Below are 18,994 nucleotides of genomic sequence, written 5' to 3' on the forward strand. Positions count from 1 at the left end.
AAACGTCTCCGCTTAAAGTGTTCCAGCTTGAAATGTACATGCAAAAAAAACCGTCCTTCTAAAAGGACGGCAACACTTCGGCTATAGCTGGAGCAGACTAGTGGATCAGACCCGGCAGACGGACCTCGAAGAGCGTGCGGATCGTGTCACTCTGTACGGAGATCGTCCCCTGATGCTGCTCGACGATATTTTTGGCAATGAACAATCCCAGCCCGGTACTGCCTTCCTGATGGGTTCGCGCCCGGTCGCCCGTATAGAACATATCGAATAGAAAAGGCAGGTCCTCCTCAGGAATCCTGTCTCCATAGTTGATGACCTGGACAACGACCTGCTCACCCTCCGGGTAGCAGCGGATATCGACATAACGGCCGTCTTTGCCGTAACGCACCGCATTGGTCAGCAGGTTCTCGAACACCCGGGCCAGTAGTTCCCCGTCCCCGGTAATTTTGAGCTGCGGAGTGACCTCAATCCGGGCCGTCAGCCCGTTGTTCTCCAATAGAGGATACAATTCCTCGATCAGCTGGACCAGCAGCTCGCTCAGATCAAGGGGGCGCTGCTCCACGGTAAGCATGCCGTAGTTCATCCGGGTAATCTCGAACAGCTCATCGATCAGCTTTTCCAGCCGCTGTGATTTGGTGTAGGCAATCGTGGTGTAATGTTTAACTTGTTCGGCGGTTAATTCTCCGTCCTTCAGCACCAGATCCAGGTAGCCGAGTACAGAGGTCAGCGGAGTCCGCAGATCATGAGCCAGATTCAGCACCAGCTTGTCCTTGCTGTTCTCCGCGAAGTCCCCGCGTTCCACCGCTTCTTCGAGTTTGTCTTTGGCCTGGTTAAGATCGGCGGCAATATCCTCGAATTCATCGTTAGAATGGATTTCGATCCGGCTTTTGAAATCCCCGTTAGCCAGCAGGCGGATATGATGCGAGATTTCTTTGAAATAGCGGGCGTACGGCTTGGTGAACAGGAAGAAGAACAGCAGCGCCAGCGGAATGAAGAAGATCAGGAAGAAATTCAGGTCGCCGAAATCGGCAATTAGGTAACGGAAGCGGGTCAGCTTGTCTTCATACTTCACCTGAGAGGTATAATACATTTGCAGGCTTTTGTAGAGTACAAAGGTAATAACGCCGGAGCAGAGCATGCTGAGTACCAGCAGGGATATCATTTTGAAGCGGAAGCTGCGGACCAGATTAGCCATTGAACGTGTACCCAACTCCCCAGATCGTTTTGATCCATGTATTTTTACTCTGGTCTTCGCCCAGCTTTTTGCGCAGGGTGCGGATATGGACCATCACGGTGTTCCCGCCTTCATAATAAGCCTCACCCCAGATTTGCTGAAAAAGCTGCTCAGCGCTGAATACTTTCTTCGGGTAGCTGGCGAGCAAATACAGGATATCGAATTCCTTCGGCGTCAGCTCCACGGGCTGTCCGTACAAGGTCACGGAACGGCGGTCCGGATCGACAATCAGTCCCCCGGCTTCCACCACGGCCTTCTGCTCGGTAACCGGCTGGTTCAGCTTCATGGAACGTCTGAGCTGCGCGTTCACTCTGGCGACCAGCTCCATGGGATTGAAGGGCTTGGTCATATAATCGTCGGCGCCGATGACAAGCCCGGTGATTTTATCCAGATCCGAAGTCTTCGCGCTCACAAAAATAATCGGCAGCCCATGCTGCTCCCGGATCTGCCGGGTCACCTCATACCCGTCCAGCCCGGGCATCATAATATCCAGAATTGCCAGGTCGATATGCCTGGACTGGATGACCTGCACCGCCGCCGGGCCGTTTGTAACCTTTATAGGGTGGTAGCCTTCTTTTTCCAAATGCAGTCCGATCAGATCGGCAATTTCCGCATCGTCGTCGGCGACAAGAATCGTAATTCGTTTCATTTCATTATCTCTCCTGTAGTGTCAGCATGAAATTATCCTTGATTGTGCTTCAATCCTAGTGTAACCTATCGGATATTGTTTCGCTAACTGTTATGATAGTAAGACTATATAAGAAGCACTTAAGATTTTTGAACTTGAAGCTTCATCGTCACTGCGGTGAACATTTGGACTTCCGGCCGCTGTTGTCCCCAGATTTCTTCATCCAATCCGCTGTTCGCGGTTGAAATCCGGTGACAGCTTATGCTTACGAGGTAGCTTTCCTGCGGAAAGCTTTCGGGCGGTCGCTACCGCTCCTACAGTTCCAAATTTCCCCTCCGTTTCTTTTGCTTTGTGTTAATTTCTTTAGCGCTTCTTATTTAACATTTTAAATACTTAATTTCGTAACAATTATCTGTGGGTATAGCCCGAAAGAGTCATGCCGGGAAATGCCCGGGAATGATAAAGTAATCCATAGTAATTAGGGAGGGAACCGTGACGTATACCCGAATTAAAGTGCTAATCCTGCTGATTCCAACAGTCATGGTGGGTATCTGGGAGTGGGTGAGACATCAGTTCCTGATGCAGTACATTTCCATGGACACGGGAAACTACTTAACACCTGTATTGGTTTTTATGTTCAGTATTATTCTGCTGCTGCCGCTCTTTCGGATCATGGAGCGGAACCAGCGGGAGCTGGAGCAGGAGCGGGCGGCAACAGGGGCGATGGAAGCGCGGGAGGCTCTGGCCAAGGAGCTGCATGACGGAATGGCCCAATCCCTGTTCCTGCTCTCCGTGCGGATTGACCGTCTGGAGCAGAGCCGTAAGGACGGCAGCGTCAGCGCGGACAGTGTGGATCAGATCAAGAAGACCGTTCACGAGGTGAACCGTTATGTACGTCAGGCCATTGCCAATCTGAAGGTGCCGGTGAGCGGCGCGGAGAGCTTTTCGCTGGAGCGTTCTATCCATGAGCAGCTGGCGGCAATAGCCGGAGAAGTCATGATCGAGGTATCTCTGGACTGGCATCTGGAAGAGCAGGTGCTCACACCGGCGGAACAGGCAGAGCTGTTGTCCTGCATTCGTGAAGCGATTATCAACGTGCGTAAGCACACACGTGCGGGCAAGGTATCCGTATCGGGCCAAGGGAATGAGCATGGCTGGCGTGTAACCATTGCAGATGACGGTGCTGGAATTGAGCATGACGATCCTTTTGCGGTGAACGGCAGCTATGGCCTGCAGATTATGAGGGAACGGTCCCGCAGTATGGGCTGGGCGCTTCAACTTCACTCAGGAGCGGACGGAACCACTGTAGAAATTGTAAAAGGGGGTGCGCAGAATGGAACGCTGCCGGGTGCTGATCGTCGATGACCATGCGCATGCACGTGAAGCGATGATCGAGATTGTGGGACTGGATGAACGGTTTGAAGTGATTGGTGCGGTGGCCAGCGGAGCTGAGGCGATCGTCTGGACCGGGCAATGGATGCCGGATCTCATTCTGATCGATATCGAAATGCCGGGAATGGACGGTCTGGAGACCACGCGGCGCATTAAGCTGGAATATCCGTATGTCCGGATTGTCATTGTCACCGTGTCGGATGAGATCTCTTATCTGTTCGAAGCGCTTAAGCAGGGCGCGCAGGGGTACCTCCTGAAGAACCTGGCCCCGTCCACCTGGATCGAATATCTGCTGGCAATTGTAAGCGAAGAGGTGCCATTGAGCCGGGAGCTGGCATTCCAGATTCTGAAGGAGTTCGCGGTCACCTCCGTCAAGGAGGAGCGGGAGGCATTAACCGCGCGGGAGAAGGAGATACTGGGCTGTGTATCCTCCGGGTCCACCAATAAGGAGATTGCCGTCACTCTCGGGATCTCCGAGCATACGGTCAAGAATCATCTCAAGAATATTCTTCAGAAGCTTCAGCTTCAGAACCGCACACAGCTTACCAGATATGCGATGGAGCAGGGACTGGCTTCGCGGGAGCGGGATTTTCCGGGGAAGAGATAGAGCTTAAGATAGCGTAGACAGACCCAATATCCATTATTAGAGAATAGGGGAGATTCCATTGAATAGAATGTTTCGCAAAATAGCAGCACTGGCTGCACCGGCAGCCGCCGTACTACTGTTGTTCGCAGCCGTGGCGAGCGCCCACGTAACCGTTAGTCCAGCGCAGTCCAGCACGGGGGCCTGGGAGACGTATACCCTGAAAGTACCGTCTGAAAAAGAAAGCGCCACCGTCCAGGTGGATCTGCGGATTCCGGCAGGCGCGGAATTTAAGCAATACGAAGCCACTCCCGGCTGGGAGGTAACAGTGGACGGGAATAAAGTAAGCTGGATTGCCAAGGATGGCGGCATTCAGGCCGGACAGTTCCAGCGCTTCTACTTCACAGCCAAGAACCCGGACTCCGCAGGCGATATCGCCTGGGATGCCTATCAGCACTATGCGGATGGCAGCCTCGTGCAATGGTCCGGCGAAGCCGGCTCAGAATCCCCGCATTCCATCACCGCCATCGCTGAAGCCTCCGGCAGCGCCGATGGCGGTCACGGCCACGGTGCCGCAGACATGTCCGGCTCCGGCACCATGACCATGGACGAGCATCAGGCCATTGTGGACAATGAAGGCGCCAGCACCGGCACCTCGCCGATGCTCTACATTACCCTCGGCATCTCGCTGGTCTCCTTCCTGCTGGCAGCGATAGCCTTGCTTCGGAGGAAGCAGGAGTAGGCTGGAGGATTAGGATGGATTGACTTGTATGGAGAGAACCCCGCAGCAGATGTGATTTCTGCTGCGGGGTTCTTTGTGGTTGGTATGGGTGCGGCGTTGGCCCGGACTGTTGTCTGTTGCACTATACTGGATGCTGTTTATATAATGGCTATTTGTGATAGCGCGGAGAGTGAGGGAATAAGTATTGGATCCCAAGTCGGTTGATTTCCTAAAAAAGGTAGCAAAAAGGCGGCAGAATCGTTAAAGTGTTTGTACCCCTATATCTTCCAAAATGAGATGACTTTATGAAAATATCTGAATTTTGAAGTTTTAGAAAAATTAATTGAAAGGAGATGCTTAATGTTTGATTTTGAAGAATTAAAAAAATGGATTATAGAACACGATATTGAACAAAAAGCATATAAGGGATTTTGGATGAATCTAGAGAATTATAAAATCGAAGAGCCTAATGAATTTATATGCTATTTTTCTGCATACAAAGGAAAAGAGGATAGAGGGGATTTTGAAGTCGAAATTAAATCAGTATCAATAAATTATAGTAACAACTATCCTAAATGTGATTATAATCATGTTATTGTTACAATCCCTGTTAAATATAAAGGGAAAGAAGTTGGATACTATCAACTGCTTTTAAATTTTGATGGTACACCTGACGATGATTTTTTTGTAATACACTAATATAGTTAGATTTATCAGTAGCTGTTTTACTGCTTCATGATAAATGAATGAATCTAAATTGAGAATAATTTGGGTAGCCGAGAATCCAGAGCGGGAAGCACAACAAGCAGGATTAAAATCCGTTCCAATTAAGGTGGAGAAATAATGGGAGTAGAAAGCTTTTATGCTAAATTACTTGTTAAAGAACAAGAAGGGAATAATAAATCAATATCTGATTTAATAAGTAGGCTTACTGAATTGAATATTAATTGTGTTCCAAGAAATGAAAATGAGTTTGAATTAGAGAAGTTTTTAATAATGACGATTTTTCCCTTATTATAAATTACAGGTTTGATAATCCAATTGAATATGTGAATACTACTTTAAACGTAATTTTTATGGGGAGATCTTTCGCTGAATATTATATTCTTCTAAATTTGAATGGAGAAATTATAGATGATGGATTAAGTTTTGAATAAAAGGGAAAAAAGTATCAGATAAGTCGATACGAGTTAAATGACAATAAATAGGAGAACAATATGGAGAACCTCAAAGTGCTGTACTTAAATGATACTGAACGTTCAGAATGGGAGGGCAAGAGCAAAGGGTATAGGAATGATGTTTACGTTAAGGTAGGGAACAAGTTATTTAACATAAAAGTCTATGATATGGTAAGGCTTCAGCAGGACTACGAATTAGAAATACAAACATATGGATACTACTCCATTGAACCTAATCTGGTTTTAGTAAAAGATGTGAGCAAAGAGGAAATTGAATTTGTTGTCAGAAGATTGTTTGAACAGAACTATTTTGAAAATATACAACCAATCGATGATGAGAATATCTATAGTCATTTTGAAAAAAATGCAAATAACGGTGAATATTGAGTTCATAATTCCAGGTGAAAGCTTTGTCTCTAAACTTGTATCAACAATTCGAACTCATAGGGTAGGTATATGGAAATAAAAAAAAGAACAATAGTGAGAGTATTATTTATCATTATGTTTACTATACTTATCGCTACAATAGTCTTAAAGTATAGTTCATTTGAGCGAAGGATCTTGTTGTTTGAAATGTTTCGTGGGATAGTTTCTTTGTATGGACTAATTGTAGAGCTTCCTTTGGCATTCGTTCGAAATCGTAATCAGTTAGATAAGTTATGGAAAAGAGTAGTATTATTACCTGTTCTCATATTTGCAGTATTTAGTATCTGTGTTACTGGGATAAATACATATAATCTGACCAAAGATGTCTTCACAGGATATCTCGTAAAAGTGGTATCCATTATTGAACGAGAACATGAGTATAGAAGTAGTGACCGTATTTGGGTTAGTGACAATTCTAAGCGTTTAAAGCTATACCTGGCCCCTGGATACGTTAATGTAGACGTTGGAAAAGCTTATACTTTCCGGGTTTTTGAGAATTCTCATATAGCAATTCCTATTAATAAAGTGGAGCAACCTAATGATGATAGCTAAGGAAGGATCTATCTAATAAAAGGAGGAGGGAACGCAGATACAATTAAGACTAGAAAAACTATGGAAGAGGGCACATATAGAAAGAAGCTACTTTAGTCTGGAGAAAATATCAGACAGATTTATTTTGGTGAAAATAGTATTTGATTATGACAAGGTGAAAGATTATTACGGGAGACTAGTATGGTGTTATTATGGTAAAGCGGAACCTCTCATTATTTACTTTGATAAAAGCAGGGAAACTTATACAAGTGAAGAAGTTTTGCTCCCTAGTGAGTTGACATTTTTTGTTGACTCATTCTCAGATAAGTACGTAAATTATCCGCAGATAAGAACCTCAGGGCTTCCCGCTTTATCTTTAACAACAAAGGAAAGGATGAGTGATGACTTTCTTGTTGAGGAAAGAGGCGAGTTAACAGTGGCTTATAAGGACAACAACATCTATTGCCTATTGAATGCAGGTCAACCTGACGATATTGTACAAGCGGGAGAGAATATTGGTTTTTATTTCTCTAACAAAATGCTGTCTGGAATTAAGCTGCAGTTAACCGATCATGATATGCTGCTACTCCAGCAGGTCCATTTAATTTGACTAATACAGATTTATTGAGCGAGGTGATCCCCATAGCCGCTAACTTCAACATAGTCATCTACTCTCGGGACATCATTGACCCGGATAAATTGTTGAGAATTGTGCGAGACAAGGGTTTTGCACCTGCTATCAAACAGATCGAATCAATAAGAAACTGGGAATATGAAGATTCGAGAACTCTCACGATTCAGGGAATGCTGACAGACCCTTTAACCGCTCTTCTAGAGGAAGGGAGAATTATTCTAATCCAGGGAGAGGCCAAGCTGAACAGGTTTGTAGTGCTTTTGAGCAAGTCGGAAGAAGTGTATGAAACAAGAATTTCAATCGATACCCGCCATATAGATTACCTGGACGATACTCTGAACGAACGTAACCAGCCCTTCTATGATGCACTATCAAACCTGTTGTTATCTTCCGAACTGTCGAATGATTTCCTTGTTGCCGCATTAGGTGTTGAAGTGGTGGTAGACTACCATACCGACCCAAACAAGATGATGCGCAATAGCCACAATGTGCTGAAGTGGGTATTTAAACCATAAAGGAGGCTCCCATAATGTCCCTATCCCGACAACAACTAATTGCTCTTGTAACCAAGATCGTGAACGCTGAAGGAACTGAGGCGGAGCTGGATGAGTGGCTGGAGGTGGTAGCGAGCAATGTGCCTCATCCCGGCGTGAGTGATCTGATCTTCTGGAATGAGCCGGAGCTGACGCCGGAGGAGATTGTGGATGCTGCGCTAGGGTATCAGCCGATTGTGCTGCCGCCTCCAATAGAGAACTAGCTCTGAACTGCCTTGCGATTGCTGATCGCGAGGTTTTTTCATTACACAGTACCCCAATCCCCAAATTCGTCAAGTGTGAAAATGGTGCGCTAATTGCTGACAAAATTCCCGTATAATCAACCGTTTTCTCTCACAGCATCGGCGAAATCTGCTCTATGATGGAAGCGTTACCAAAGTATGCTTGGGGAGGTAAGGATCATGAGTCGAAAACGTATCCGAAGACTAGGAATACTTGTCCTGCTGACAGCGATGTCAGGCTCTTTGTTGAACGTTGCTCCCGCTGTAACCCATGCCGCAGCCACTGAAGACTATAGCTGGAACAGTGTGGTTACCGGTGCGGGCGGCGGTTTTGTGCCGGGGATTATTTTCAACCAGACGGAACCGAATCTGATCTATGCGCGGACGGATATTGGCGGCGCTTACCGCTGGAATGAGGCGGACAAGAGCTGGATTCCGCTGACTGACTCGGTCGGCTGGGCGGACTGGAACAAGAACGGGGTAGATGCGCTGGCTACTGATCCGGTTGATCCGGACAAGGTGTATATGGCAACGGGCACATACACGAATTCCTGGGACGGCAACGGTCAAATTATGCGTTCCAGCGACCGTGGGGATACCTGGCAGTCTACCCCGCTGCCGTTCAAGGTTGGCGGCAATATGCCTGGACGTTCAGCCGGAGAACGGCTGGTGATTGACCCTAATAAGAACAGCATCCTGTTCTTCGGGGCGCGGAGCGGGAACGGTCTGTGGAAGAGTGTGGACTCTGGCGTGACTTGGTCCAAGGTTACCTCCTTCACTAACGTAGGAACGTACATCCAAGATCCGGGGAATGAGTATCAGAGTGATATCGTGGGCTTGTCCTGGATTACTTTTGATAAAAGCACGGGCTCTGCCGGACAAGCGACCCAGACGATCTATGTCGGCGTCGCCGATACCGCCAAAAGTGTGTTCCGCAGCACAGATGGAGGCGCCACCTGGTCTGCGCTGCCCGGCCAGCCTGTAGGCCTGCTTCCGCATCATGGGGAGCTGTCTCCTACCGGCGATCTGTACATTACTTACAGTGACGGGGTAGGTCCGTATGACGGACACAAAGGCGAGGTCTGGAAATACAACACAACCAGCGGGGTTTGGAAAAATATCAGCCCTACAACGGGGGCCGACAACTTCTACGGCTTCGGTGGGCTTGCCCTGGATGCCCAGCATCCGAATACGCTGATGGTCGCCAGTCTCAACGCCTGGTGGCCGGACGAGGTGATCTTCCGCAGTAAGGACGGCGGAGAGACCTGGAGCCGGATCTGGGATTGGGGCTTCTATCCGGAGCGCAACTACAAGTTCGAGATGGATATCACGGCGGCGCCGTGGCTTAATCTTGGACTGACTTCGAGCTCGCTTGATCCTGCACCGAAGATGGGCTGGATGATGGGGGACCTTGAGATTGACCCGTTCAACTCGGACCGGATGATGTACGGCACGGGTGCTACGATCTATGGTACGAATAACCTCGGAGCCTGGGACACCGGCGGCAAGGTCAAGATATCCGTTATGGCTAAAGGGGTAGAAGAGACCGCAGTGCTTGGGCTGATCAGCCCGCCAGCGGGTGCCCACCTGATTACCGCACTTGGCGATGTGTCCGGCTTCCGGTATGAGGATCTGACAGCGGCACCCGTCAAGTTCCAGACCAGCCCTTCCTGGGCCAGCACGAACAGCATCGATTATGCGGAGCTGGACCCGGCCTATGTCGTCCGTGTCGGCGGTGTGGACAAAGAGAAATATCCGAACAGCAAGTCGATCGGGATTTCGAATGACAACGGCAAGAACTGGTATATGCCCAATGCGGAACCCTCCAGAAACGGCAGCACCACGGTAGGCCAGGGCCAGATTGCTGTATCGGCGAGCGGCAATGCGCTGCTGTGGAGCACCTCAGATATCGGGGTCTTTTATTCCAAGACCGGGGGCAATGCCTGGACCGCAAGCAGCGGCGTACCTGCCGGAGCGAAGATTGCCTCGGACCGGGTGAATCCGAATAAATTCTATGGCTTCTATGAGGGCAAGCTCTATGTCAGTACGGATAGCGGAGCTACCTTCACTGCTACGGCAGCCACCGGCTTGCCTGCCAATAACGTGAACGGCCTGCAGCCCAGCCAGGCACAGGTCAGTCTTAAGGCGATGCCAGGCGTTGAAGGAGATATCTGGTTCGCCGGCGGGCATCCGCTGGATAAGTACGGCATCTGGCATTCTACCAACTCAGGTGCCAGCTTCACGAAGCTGAGCAATGTGGAAGAAGCGGACCTGATCGGGTTCGGTAAGGCCGCGCCGGGTGAGAATTATATGGCACTCTATACGGTAGCCCAGATTGACGGGGTTAGAGGAGTCTTCCGTTCGGATGACGCCGGAGCCAGCTGGGTGAGGATTAATGATGATAATCATCAGTATGCCAGAATTAATATGGCGATTACAGGAGATCCGCGCGTCTATGGCCGTGTCTATCTCGGAACCAATGGCCGCGGGACGTTATATGCAGATCCGGTGAACCCTCCGGCAGCAGGCTCCGTCATTACGCCGGTCACTGCCAGCTTTGATAAGAAGACGGGGAATCAGAGCGACATTGCAGTGACGATGACCTTGAACGGAAATACCCTGGATTCCATCACCAATGGTTCTACTACGCTAACTGCTGGCACGGATTATACAGTCAGCGGTTCAACAGTGACGATCCATAAGGCTTATCTGGCAGCGCAGGCTGTGGGAACTAGCACATTAAGCTTCCATTTCAGTGCCGGAGCTGCGAAGACCTTAACGGTTACGGTGGCAGATACGACATCAACGGCTAATGATTCAGCCATAACACCAGTCACTGCCAGCTTCGACAAGAAGACGGGTAATCAGAGCGACATTGAAATAGCGATGACCTTGAACGGGAATACTTTAGCTTCTATCAAAAATGGCCCGGCAGTGTTAACCGCCGGAACCGACTATACAGTGAGCGGATCGGTTGTAACGATCCACAAGGCCTATCTGGCAGCACAGGCTGTGGGAACAACCACGCTGAGCTTCCAGTTCAGTGCAGGGGCTGCGAAGACCCTGGCGGTTACAGTAAGCGATACGACAGCGCCGGTGGACGGCGGTCTGAAGGTCCAGATGTTCAACAGCAGCACGGCAGCTGCAACGAATGCCCTCAGCCCGCGGATCAAGCTGGTGAATACCGGTACTGCTGCGGTCTCCCTCGCAGATGTGAAGCTCAGATATTATTACACCAGTGACGGCGAGCAGGCCCAGAATTTCTTCTGTGACTGGTCCCAGATAGGGAGCGCCAATGTGACAGGGACGTTCGTGAAGCTTCCGGCAGCCTTGAGCGGAGCGGACCATTACCTGGAGCTGGGCTTCACAGCAGCAGCAGGCTCGCTTGCTCCGGGAGCCAGCATCGATATCCAGATGCGGGCCTCCAAGGTGGACTGGACCAACTATAACCAGTCCGATGACTATTCGTTTAATCCTACAGGTACAGCTCCTGCGGATTGGGCCAAGCTTCCGGCTTACCTCTCCGGCAGTCTGGTATGGGGGAATGAGCCTTTGTAATCTGTAACGCATAGCCAGGGAGGTTCCGGCGGCAGCACAAGAACCGGTTGCACATGATGAAACTCATGGGCAACCGGTTTTTGATATGTCAGGATGAAATAAATTGCATAATAAGGGAACCTTCGGCCGGTACCGGACCAATATAGAGTGAAGTCAACTTAGAGAGGGGAGAGGAAGATGACTGAAGAAGAGCTTCGGGATTGTCTGCAAAGGCTGGCACAAGGAGATAAAGAAGCCTTCACCGTATTACATAACACCATCCGGCAACAGGTATACGGAACGGTCAGCCTGCTGGTGAACCGGCAGGCTGATGTGGCAGATGTAGTCAATGAAATTTATGTCGAGCTGTTCCGTTGCCTGCCGCAGTATGATGGCACACGCCCCTTCGGCGCCTGGTTGAACGGTATAATCGTCAGGCAATGCAGTAATTGGAACCGCAGAAGCTGGCGCCTGATGCGGCTCATGATCCGCAGCCGGGAGAATACATCTGAGATCCTGTATCCGGGGGCGGATGCACAGCTTCTGATGCAGGAACAACAGGGCGAACTGATGCAGCTGGTCAGCGGACTGCCGCCCAAGCTCCGCAGTGTAATTGTGCTGCGTTACTATGGGGAGTGCAGCTATGATGAGATTGCTTCAGCCTTGGGCATACCACTGGGGACAGCTAAGTCCAGGCATCATAAAGCGCTGCGCAAGCTGCGGCAGCATGCGGCTTTTACGGAGGAAGATGAGATGAAGGAGGAATGGACATGTCTGCCGAGAGTCAACTGAAGCAGGAGTATGCTGAGTATAGACGTACCATAGCCGTACCGGAGCCGCTAGAGCAGCGGTTAGCAGCGAGCTTTGAGCAATTTCATCTGCCGCAGCAGCGGGGAAATACCGGCCGGCCCGTGCGCGTGCGCGGGACAGCGAGGATCGCCCTGGTACTCTGCGGACTGATGCTATTCGGCGGCGTGGTCTATGGTGCGGAGCGGCTATGGCAGGTTACTTATGGTGCCACCAGTTTGGAAGTAGACATTCATGAGGGAGCTAATGAGTCGACAGCCTTTGCGAACCATACAAGGCGAATGATTACAGACATTCAGTCCCAGCTCGCTGATAATGAGTCGGCTATGCTGCTAATTTCCAGGTCAAACGGGATGACGGAGCTCCGTATGATTAACCGCCCGCAGATATTCACAGATATCGATAGCTGGAAGAAGGCTATGGAGCCTGTCACAAGTAAGCTGAGCGTGCCGGGCCGAATGCCGGAAGGGTATCATTTTGCCGAAGGAAGATCCGACAGTACAGTGGGCATTACAGACAGCTCCTGGGTCAAAAAATACACGAATGTCCTAACCAAGCGGCTTAAGCCCGGTGAGCATTATGCCTGGATCAAGAGCTTCAATGTGCCCAACCAGCAAGCCGGGACGGTTAGTCCTGAGCTGGTGTACCAAGGTCCTAAGGGAGAAAATGATTTCATCTCGATTACTTATTCCCCGCTTACTCCATGGGCACAGCTTACATCTGATGTTTGGGCAAATACAAAGGTTGAGCATCTAAAGGTGAATTCTGAGGAAGCCTTGTATGTTGAGAACCGCCAAGCCTATGAGAATAACAGCAACGGTTATTATGCTTACATCCGCTGGATTGAGGTGCGGGAGGATGAGGAGAGGAATTTGATGTATCAGGTAAGTACCGGCTCGCCTAAAGTCACCAGAGAGATGCTGCTAAAAGTGGCTGAAGGCCTGCGTTAACCTAGAGCGGCGGTAAGACTGTGCAAACACATATAAACCTCTATCGTTGATCAGTACATCAACAATAGAGGTTTATAATGTTACCACTATACCCATGTTAGTCTCAGACTCCTTATCCTATCCTTTGTACTCAGCCGGGTAGAAATGGTCCGAGGCGGCAGTATATTTGCCTATCCTGCACATTCATACTGCTCTAACTGATCCGCTTACCACGATAGGATTGGATGGTGTAGCCTGTGAGCTTTAAGAAGCTCATACCGTTTCGTGCAGGGACTCACTTAAGGCGGGAATGTCAGGATCAAAGATATAGTCTCAGTCACAAGGTGGAGCGCTGCTTAAGATTAGCTGCCGGAGATTCTGCCCTGGCTCACGTTCTTTCTGCAGTGTCTGTTTCCTTGAGCTGATATCTGAATTATACCGTCCGTACGGAGAATAGTAAAAAGCCGAAATTTTTAAATTTGCACTTCCTGTTTGGAAAAAGGTCTTGTAAGCGCTATTATTCTGCGATTTCCTTAGAATCTGCTGAATTCAAATCCCACTGCCTTTGCTGTATAATGAAAAGGATGGTTTCAATGCTGCGTATACTCCGGCAGCTTTGCGTGGAGGGAAAGGATACGGAAATGAGCTTGTATGGGGTGAAGCTTGAGGAACCCGGCAGCGGGCTGCTGAAGTCCTTTTTGGAGGATAATTATATATGTGCGGGCTATCCCGGCGTGGGTGATCTGGAGCATCATAGCAGAGAAGAGATTATCCGTAAACTGGTTGCTGCCAGCTATCACGGACAGGAGCTGGAGAGTGCAGCGAATACCCTGGATATCTTCGTCAATGCGATGCAGGATGGGGATTATGTGCTGATCGCCGATGAAGAGTGGGTATATCTTGGGGATCTTGGCGATTATTTCTATGATACCCGGCACAGCGGAACAGAGGACAGTACAGCACACCGGCGCGGTGTCACCTGGCTGAAGAGTCTGCCCCTCGCTGCGGTTCATCCGGCTGTAACAGAGCTGCTTGCCTCTGACAGCAGAATAACTGTCTATTCCGGAGTGCTGCCCGCAGCCCGTATCGATCTGTGGCTGGGGAATCAGGCAGGGGATGGCGGGAGTGCCGCCGGGTCCTGTTCAGTTCAGGTGGATGAAGCTACAGTTGCGCAGGCGCTGGCTATCCTGAAGGCGGCTCTGCACAGCACGGATGTAGAGCGGCAGGAGCGTGCGGCTGTGGCAATTTTGCAGTATGCCCGGTGAGGATGGGGTTATGAATACGGAAGGATGATATAAATAAGGGTCTTTCGGTGTAGTAGCCGGAAGACCCTTTTTATTAGATAAATTCAACAAACTCATTAACCGGCTTGCGGTAGCCGCGCGATCTGATCTTGTGCTGGTTGTCCTTGCCGATCGTAATCAGCATTACTGGAACCATATGGTCGCCCAGACCGAGGGTAGCCTTCACAGCCTCCGGATCGAAGCCGATCATCGGGCAGGTATCCCAGCCCTTATCCTTGGCAATCAGCATGAACTGCATCGCCGACAGAGAAGCATTGCGGATCGCTTCATCCCGCTGGAACGCATCATTCCCGGTATATGCATCATTGATGGATTGAATGGTTTGCTCATAAGCATCTTCGCTCATTGCTCCCAGCAGCTTAAGCCCGCTATAGATTTCAGGAGCCTGCTGATAGGCATTCTTGTCACCCAGCACGACAATAACAGCAGAAGCAGTGTGGATCTTGTATTGGCCATACGCGTCCTTGCGGATGGCTTCCTTCACGTTGTCATCGCTGATTACTTTGTAATGGGCGTGCTGAAGATTATAAGCTGAGGGAGCCAGACGGGCCAGGGAGAACATCTCTTCAAGCTCACTCTGCGGGATGGTAACACCTTCCACGAAATTATTAGCCGATCTGCGGGATTGCACCAATTCGGAAAAAGTACTCATAAATCATTACCTCCATCTAATTATGTATGCTGCTTAGTTAAAATTAATTGCTGATATTAATTAATAAACTTACAATAAGTTACTTGCTTAAGATATCACGACTATCCGTATACGTCAATGAGCAAAAACATAATCATTTGTAAATTTAACCTGATTTAATGACTAAGTTGGATGAAATCGACGAGGAAGTGATAATAATCACAAAAATAGGTTGAAAAGACAAAAAGATTGTGACAATAATAACAAATAGAGTGTTATAATAGTCACATAGTTTTACCTGGATGTCATTATGCAAGAATACGATTTGTAAAAGGAGACTTCGATATGTCAGAAACCCTTACCCAAAATCTTCCTGAACAAGAAATACCAGAAGCAGCCCTTCCCAAAGAGGATGTACTGAAAGAGCTCTTGAAGCCGGAGGTTCAGCAATCTCTGATGGTACTGGTCGAGCAGCTGCCGCAGATCACACAAATGGTCAGTGTATTGTCCAAATCATTAGATTTTGTGCAGTCGGTGGCCACGGATGAAGTGCTTAAGAATGACACAGTCGGTGCGATCAAGGAAATGGCGGGTCCTGTGGTGGGCACAGCCAAGAATCTGGCGGCTACTGTCATTGAAGCGAAAGACCGCGCGGAAGCAAGCAGCGAAACCGTCAGCCTGTTCGGCATGATGAAGATGATCAAGGACCCGCAGGTGCAGAAGGCTCTCCGGTTTATGAATGCCTATCTGCAGGTCAGCGGTGAACGCCAATCGGGCAAATAAGCCCGTAATACTTAATGATGGAGGAATAATCATGTCAAAACATATAGTGATTCTAGGTGCAGGCTACGGCGGTCTGCTTAGTGCCTTAACCGTTCGTAAATATATGAGCAAAGCGGAAGCCAAAATTACGGTTGTCAATCAGTATCCGACACACCAGATTATTACGGAATTGCACCGGCTTGCAGCGGGCAGTGCGTCTGAACAGGCGGTTGCCATGCCACTGGCGAAGCTGTTCGCCGGTAAGGATATTGATCTGAAAATCGCCAAGGTCAACTCGTTCTCCGCAGAGAACAAGCAGGTTATTCTCTCGGACGGCGTTATGCTGACTTATGATGCTCTCGTTGTCGGTCTCGGCAGCACCACCGCATACTTTGGTATTCCGGGACTTGAAGAGTACAGCATGGTGCTGAAATCAGCAGCAGATGCGCTGCGGATCCGCCGTCATATTGAAGACCGGATTCGTGACTATTCCAAAACCCGCAACGCAGCAGATGCTACGATTCTGATCGGCGGCGGCGGACTGACCGGCGTAGAGCTGGTAGGCGAAATTGCTGACATTCTGCCTAAGCTGACGAAGCAATACGGAGTGAATCCTGCTGAGATCAAGCTTCTGCTCGTTGAGGCGGGTCCGAAGATTCTCCCCGTCCTGCCGGATCATCTGATTGAGCGCGCTACGGCCAGCCTGGAGAAGCGCGGGGTGCAGTTCCTGACGGGTCTTCCGGTTACGAAGGTGGTTGACAATACGATTGATCTGAAGGATGGCCAGCAGATTGTGGCGAACACCTTCGTCTGGACCGGCGGGGTACAGGGCAATCCGCTGGTTGGGGAATCCGGTCTTGAAGTCAACCGCGGCCGGGCCACGGTGAATGAGTTCCTGCAGTCCACTTCACACCCTAATGTATTTGTAGCCGGAGACAGCGCTGTTGTCTTTGCACCGGATGGCCGTCCTTATCCGCCAACGGCACAGATCGCCTGGCAGATGGGTGAGCTGATCGGCTACAATCTGTTCGCATATCTTAATGATAAACCGCAGGAAGCCTTCAGCCCGGTCAATTCCGGCACACTTGCCAGCCTCGGACGCAAAGACGGGGTAGCCATTGTCGGCGGTAACTCCACTCCGCTGAAGGGGCTGCCGGCTACACTGATGAAGGAAGCCAGCAATATCCGTTACTTGACTCATATCCATGGCTTGTTCAGCCTGGCCTATTAATCTTTGATCCTAAGATCCCCCTCGGGCTGTCATATGGCAGTCTTAGGGGGTTTTCTAATTTAAAATAGAAGGAATAATTTTCAATGAAAACGTGTCCGCAGGAAAGTCTATTTGCTATAATGATCATGTTTATATAACAGATGTTTTCATAGGAGGATTTCAGGCATGCCATTTCAAAAGAACGATATCATCCTGTTCCAGGGGGATAGTATCACGGATTGTGGACGCAATTACGCCGATGCCTCATCGCTGGGTGTAGGTTACGCGCTGATGGCCGGCGCCCGGCTTGGCCTTCAGTATGCAGAGAAGAATCTTACGTTCCTGAACCGCGGAATCAGCGGCAACCGGGCGGTAGACCTGCAGGAGCGCTGGGAGCGGGATTGTCTTGCGCTGAAGCCAACCTGGGTATCTATTTATATTGGAATAAATGATACCTGGCGCTGGTATGATTCGGGGCAGGAGACTACAGCAGCTGAATTCGAGTCGTCCTACCGTGATCTGATTGAACGGACCAAGCAGCATCTGGATGCCAAGCTGGTACTGGTGGAGCCGTTCGTATTGCCGGTGCCGGAAGACCGCAAGGGCTGGCGTCAGGACCTGGACCCCAAAATCCATGTGGTCCGTGAGCTGGCCCGTGAATACGGAGCGGTGCTGGTGCCGCTGGACGGCCTGTTCGCAGCGGCATCCGTCAACGCTGAACCTGGCTACTGGGCGGCGGATGGCGTGCACCCTTCGCCTGCCGGACATGCCCTAATCGCCGATGCCTGGATGAAGGCTGTAGGTGCAATAAGGTAATAGGTACGTTCATTTCACTCTGCGTAACAAGGCTGTTATACTTGTAGGATACATACTCAAGGTGTAGCTTTGATAACGAGAGGAATGTGAGCAGGGATGACGAGCGAGACGCTCCAGGATATGCAAGGACTGAAAGCGGCGGGTGCAGTGGTAGGCCACACCATCGCGGAGATGAAAAAAAGTGTAGTTCCCGGAATGACGACTGCGGAGCTGGATGAAGTGGGGGCGAAGATTCTGAACCATTTTGGCGCAAAATCTGCTCCAAAGGTAACCTACAACTTCCCTGGAACGACCTGTATCAGTGTCAATGAAGAGGTGGCACATGGAATTCCGGGACAACGCGTCATTCAGGCCGGAGATCTGATCAATATTGATGTCTCCGCCGAGCTGAACGGTTATTTTGGCGATGCCGGGGTATCGTTTCAACTGCCTCCTTATAATGAGAAACTGGTTCACCTCTGCCGGAGTACGGAAGAGACCATGATGAGCGTGATTAATCATCTCCGGGCGGGTATGAAGGTTAACGAGATCGGCCGGGTTATGGAGTCTGAAGCACGGAAGCGCGGCTATAAAGTCGTGCGTAACCTATGCAGCCATGGCATCGGCAAAGCGTTGCATGAGAAGCCGTTTGAGATTCTGCCCTTCTATAATCCGCGTGTTTCGACGGTTCTGAAAGAAGGACAGGTGATTACCATCGAGCCGTTTCTGTCCACGGGAACTGATTTTGTAGAGCAGCAGGCGGATGGCTGGACACTCAGCGTCGCCGACAACAGCCGCGTGGCCCAGTTTGAGCACACCATTGTGGTCACCAAGGGCAAGCCGATTATTTTGACCAGTGCGTGAAGAGATTTAGGAATATTTAACAGTTGTAATGTATGCATTACGCAAGAAACCCT

General features: G+C 49.7%; 21 protein-coding genes. 18 read left to right on the forward strand and 3 right to left on the reverse strand.

All coding sequences use genetic code 11. From position 1 onward, the window contains the following. Positions 1-97: 97 nt before the first annotated feature. Both NSS83_RS33320 and NSS83_RS33325 read right to left on the reverse strand, forming a co-directional pair. A complete protein-coding gene (locus NSS83_RS33320; RefSeq protein WP_341347420.1) occupies positions 98-1,195 on the reverse strand; it encodes a HAMP domain-containing sensor histidine kinase in 1,098 nt (365 codons plus the stop codon). Continuing rightward, on the reverse strand, positions 1,188-1,883 hold the full coding sequence (locus NSS83_RS33325) for a response regulator transcription factor (RefSeq protein WP_341347421.1): 696 nt from the start codon (positions 1,881-1,883) through the stop codon (positions 1,188-1,190). The genes NSS83_RS33320 and NSS83_RS33325 overlap by 8 nt, the downstream gene beginning before the upstream one ends. 471 nt (positions 1,884-2,354) lie before the next feature. On the opposite strand from NSS83_RS33325, the gene NSS83_RS33330 reads away from it, so the two are divergent. From NSS83_RS33330 to NSS83_RS33395, 14 genes are all read left to right on the forward strand, one after another. Further along, positions 2,355-3,227, forward strand: a complete 873-nt coding sequence (locus NSS83_RS33330; RefSeq protein WP_341347422.1) for a histidine kinase — start codon at positions 2,355-2,357, stop codon at positions 3,225-3,227. Continuing rightward, positions 3,196-3,861: a response regulator transcription factor gene (locus NSS83_RS33335; RefSeq protein WP_341347423.1), complete on the forward strand. Its 666-nt coding sequence runs from the start codon at positions 3,196-3,198 to the stop codon at positions 3,859-3,861. Before NSS83_RS33330 ends, NSS83_RS33335 begins: the two co-directional genes overlap by 32 nt. A 67-nt stretch (positions 3,862-3,928) precedes the next feature. Then, positions 3,929-4,579 carry a DUF1775 domain-containing protein gene (locus NSS83_RS33340; RefSeq protein WP_341348799.1) on the forward strand — a complete coding sequence of 217 codons (651 nt, stop codon included), beginning with the start codon at positions 3,929-3,931 and terminating at the stop codon, positions 4,577-4,579. Between the two features lie 339 nt (positions 4,580-4,918). After that, on the forward strand, positions 4,919-5,257 hold the full coding sequence (locus NSS83_RS33345; RefSeq protein ID WP_341347424.1) for a hypothetical protein: 339 nt from the start codon (positions 4,919-4,921) through the stop codon (positions 5,255-5,257). Between the two features lie 144 nt (positions 5,258-5,401). Then, the gene (locus NSS83_RS33350) at positions 5,402-5,578 is read left to right on the forward strand and encodes a hypothetical protein (RefSeq protein WP_341347425.1); all 177 of its coding nucleotides are present in this window, start codon (positions 5,402-5,404) and stop codon (positions 5,576-5,578) included. 197 nt (positions 5,579-5,775) lie between these two features. Then, a complete protein-coding gene (locus tag NSS83_RS33355) occupies positions 5,776-6,123 on the forward strand; it encodes a hypothetical protein (protein WP_341186360.1) in 348 nt (115 codons plus the stop codon). Between the two features lie 69 nt (positions 6,124-6,192). Next, positions 6,193-6,714: a hypothetical protein gene (locus tag NSS83_RS33360; protein WP_341347426.1), complete on the forward strand. Its 522-nt coding sequence runs from the start codon at positions 6,193-6,195 to the stop codon at positions 6,712-6,714. Positions 6,715-6,841: 127 nt separating this feature from the next. Beyond that, positions 6,842-7,303 (forward strand): hypothetical protein, encoded by a 462-nt coding sequence (locus tag NSS83_RS33365; RefSeq protein ID WP_341347427.1) that lies wholly within the window; start codon positions 6,842-6,844, stop codon positions 7,301-7,303. After that, a complete protein-coding gene (locus NSS83_RS33370; protein ID WP_341347428.1) occupies positions 7,300-7,842 on the forward strand; it encodes a hypothetical protein in 543 nt (180 codons plus the stop codon). Before NSS83_RS33365 ends, NSS83_RS33370 begins: the two co-directional genes overlap by 4 nt. 14 nt (positions 7,843-7,856) lie before the next feature. Further along, a complete protein-coding gene (locus NSS83_RS33375) occupies positions 7,857-8,084 on the forward strand; it encodes a hypothetical protein (protein WP_341186357.1) in 228 nt (75 codons plus the stop codon). Positions 8,085-8,282: 198 nt separating this feature from the next. Further along, a complete protein-coding gene (locus NSS83_RS33380) occupies positions 8,283-11,660 on the forward strand; it encodes a X2-like carbohydrate binding domain-containing protein (protein ID WP_341347429.1) in 3,378 nt (1,125 codons plus the stop codon). A gap of 177 nt (positions 11,661-11,837) precedes the next feature. After that, positions 11,838-12,431 (forward strand): sigma-70 family RNA polymerase sigma factor, encoded by a 594-nt coding sequence (locus NSS83_RS33385; protein WP_341186355.1) that lies wholly within the window; start codon positions 11,838-11,840, stop codon positions 12,429-12,431. Beyond that, positions 12,410-13,396 (forward strand): hypothetical protein, encoded by a 987-nt coding sequence (locus NSS83_RS33390; protein ID WP_341186354.1) that lies wholly within the window; start codon positions 12,410-12,412, stop codon positions 13,394-13,396. The genes NSS83_RS33385 and NSS83_RS33390 overlap by 22 nt, the downstream gene beginning before the upstream one ends. Positions 13,397-13,968: 572 nt before the next feature. Continuing rightward, on the forward strand, positions 13,969-14,640 hold the full coding sequence (locus tag NSS83_RS33395; protein ID WP_341347430.1) for a hypothetical protein: 672 nt from the start codon (positions 13,969-13,971) through the stop codon (positions 14,638-14,640). Positions 14,641-14,713: 73 nt separating this feature from the next. Here NSS83_RS33395 and NSS83_RS33400 read toward each other — a convergent pair whose 3' ends face one another. Next, entirely contained in the window at positions 14,714-15,331 is a 618-nt protein-coding gene (locus tag NSS83_RS33400; RefSeq protein WP_341186352.1) for a nitroreductase family protein, read from the reverse strand. A 324-nt stretch (positions 15,332-15,655) separates the two neighbouring features. Between NSS83_RS33400 and NSS83_RS33405 the strand changes: the two genes are divergently transcribed. From NSS83_RS33405 to map, 4 genes are all read left to right on the forward strand, one after another. Beyond that, positions 15,656-16,093, forward strand: coding sequence for a DUF1641 domain-containing protein (locus NSS83_RS33405; RefSeq protein WP_341186351.1), 438 nt, complete (start codon positions 15,656-15,658; stop codon positions 16,091-16,093). A gap of 31 nt (positions 16,094-16,124) precedes the next feature. Then, positions 16,125-17,303 carry an NAD(P)/FAD-dependent oxidoreductase gene (locus NSS83_RS33410; RefSeq protein WP_341186350.1) on the forward strand — a complete coding sequence of 393 codons (1,179 nt, stop codon included), beginning with the start codon at positions 16,125-16,127 and terminating at the stop codon, positions 17,301-17,303. Positions 17,304-17,468: 165 nt separating this feature from the next. After that, entirely contained in the window at positions 17,469-18,098 is a 630-nt protein-coding gene (locus tag NSS83_RS33415; RefSeq protein WP_341186349.1) for an SGNH/GDSL hydrolase family protein, read from the forward strand. Between the two features lie 96 nt (positions 18,099-18,194). Further along, positions 18,195-18,941, forward strand: coding sequence for a type I methionyl aminopeptidase (gene map, locus NSS83_RS33420; protein ID WP_341186348.1), 747 nt, complete (start codon positions 18,195-18,197; stop codon positions 18,939-18,941). Positions 18,942-18,994: the final 53 nt, after the last annotated feature.

Origin of the sequence: Paenibacillus sp. FSL H3-0469 (assembly GCF_038051945.1) — a bacterium.
Lineage (GTDB): Bacteria > Bacillota > Bacilli > Paenibacillales > Paenibacillaceae > Paenibacillus_AQ.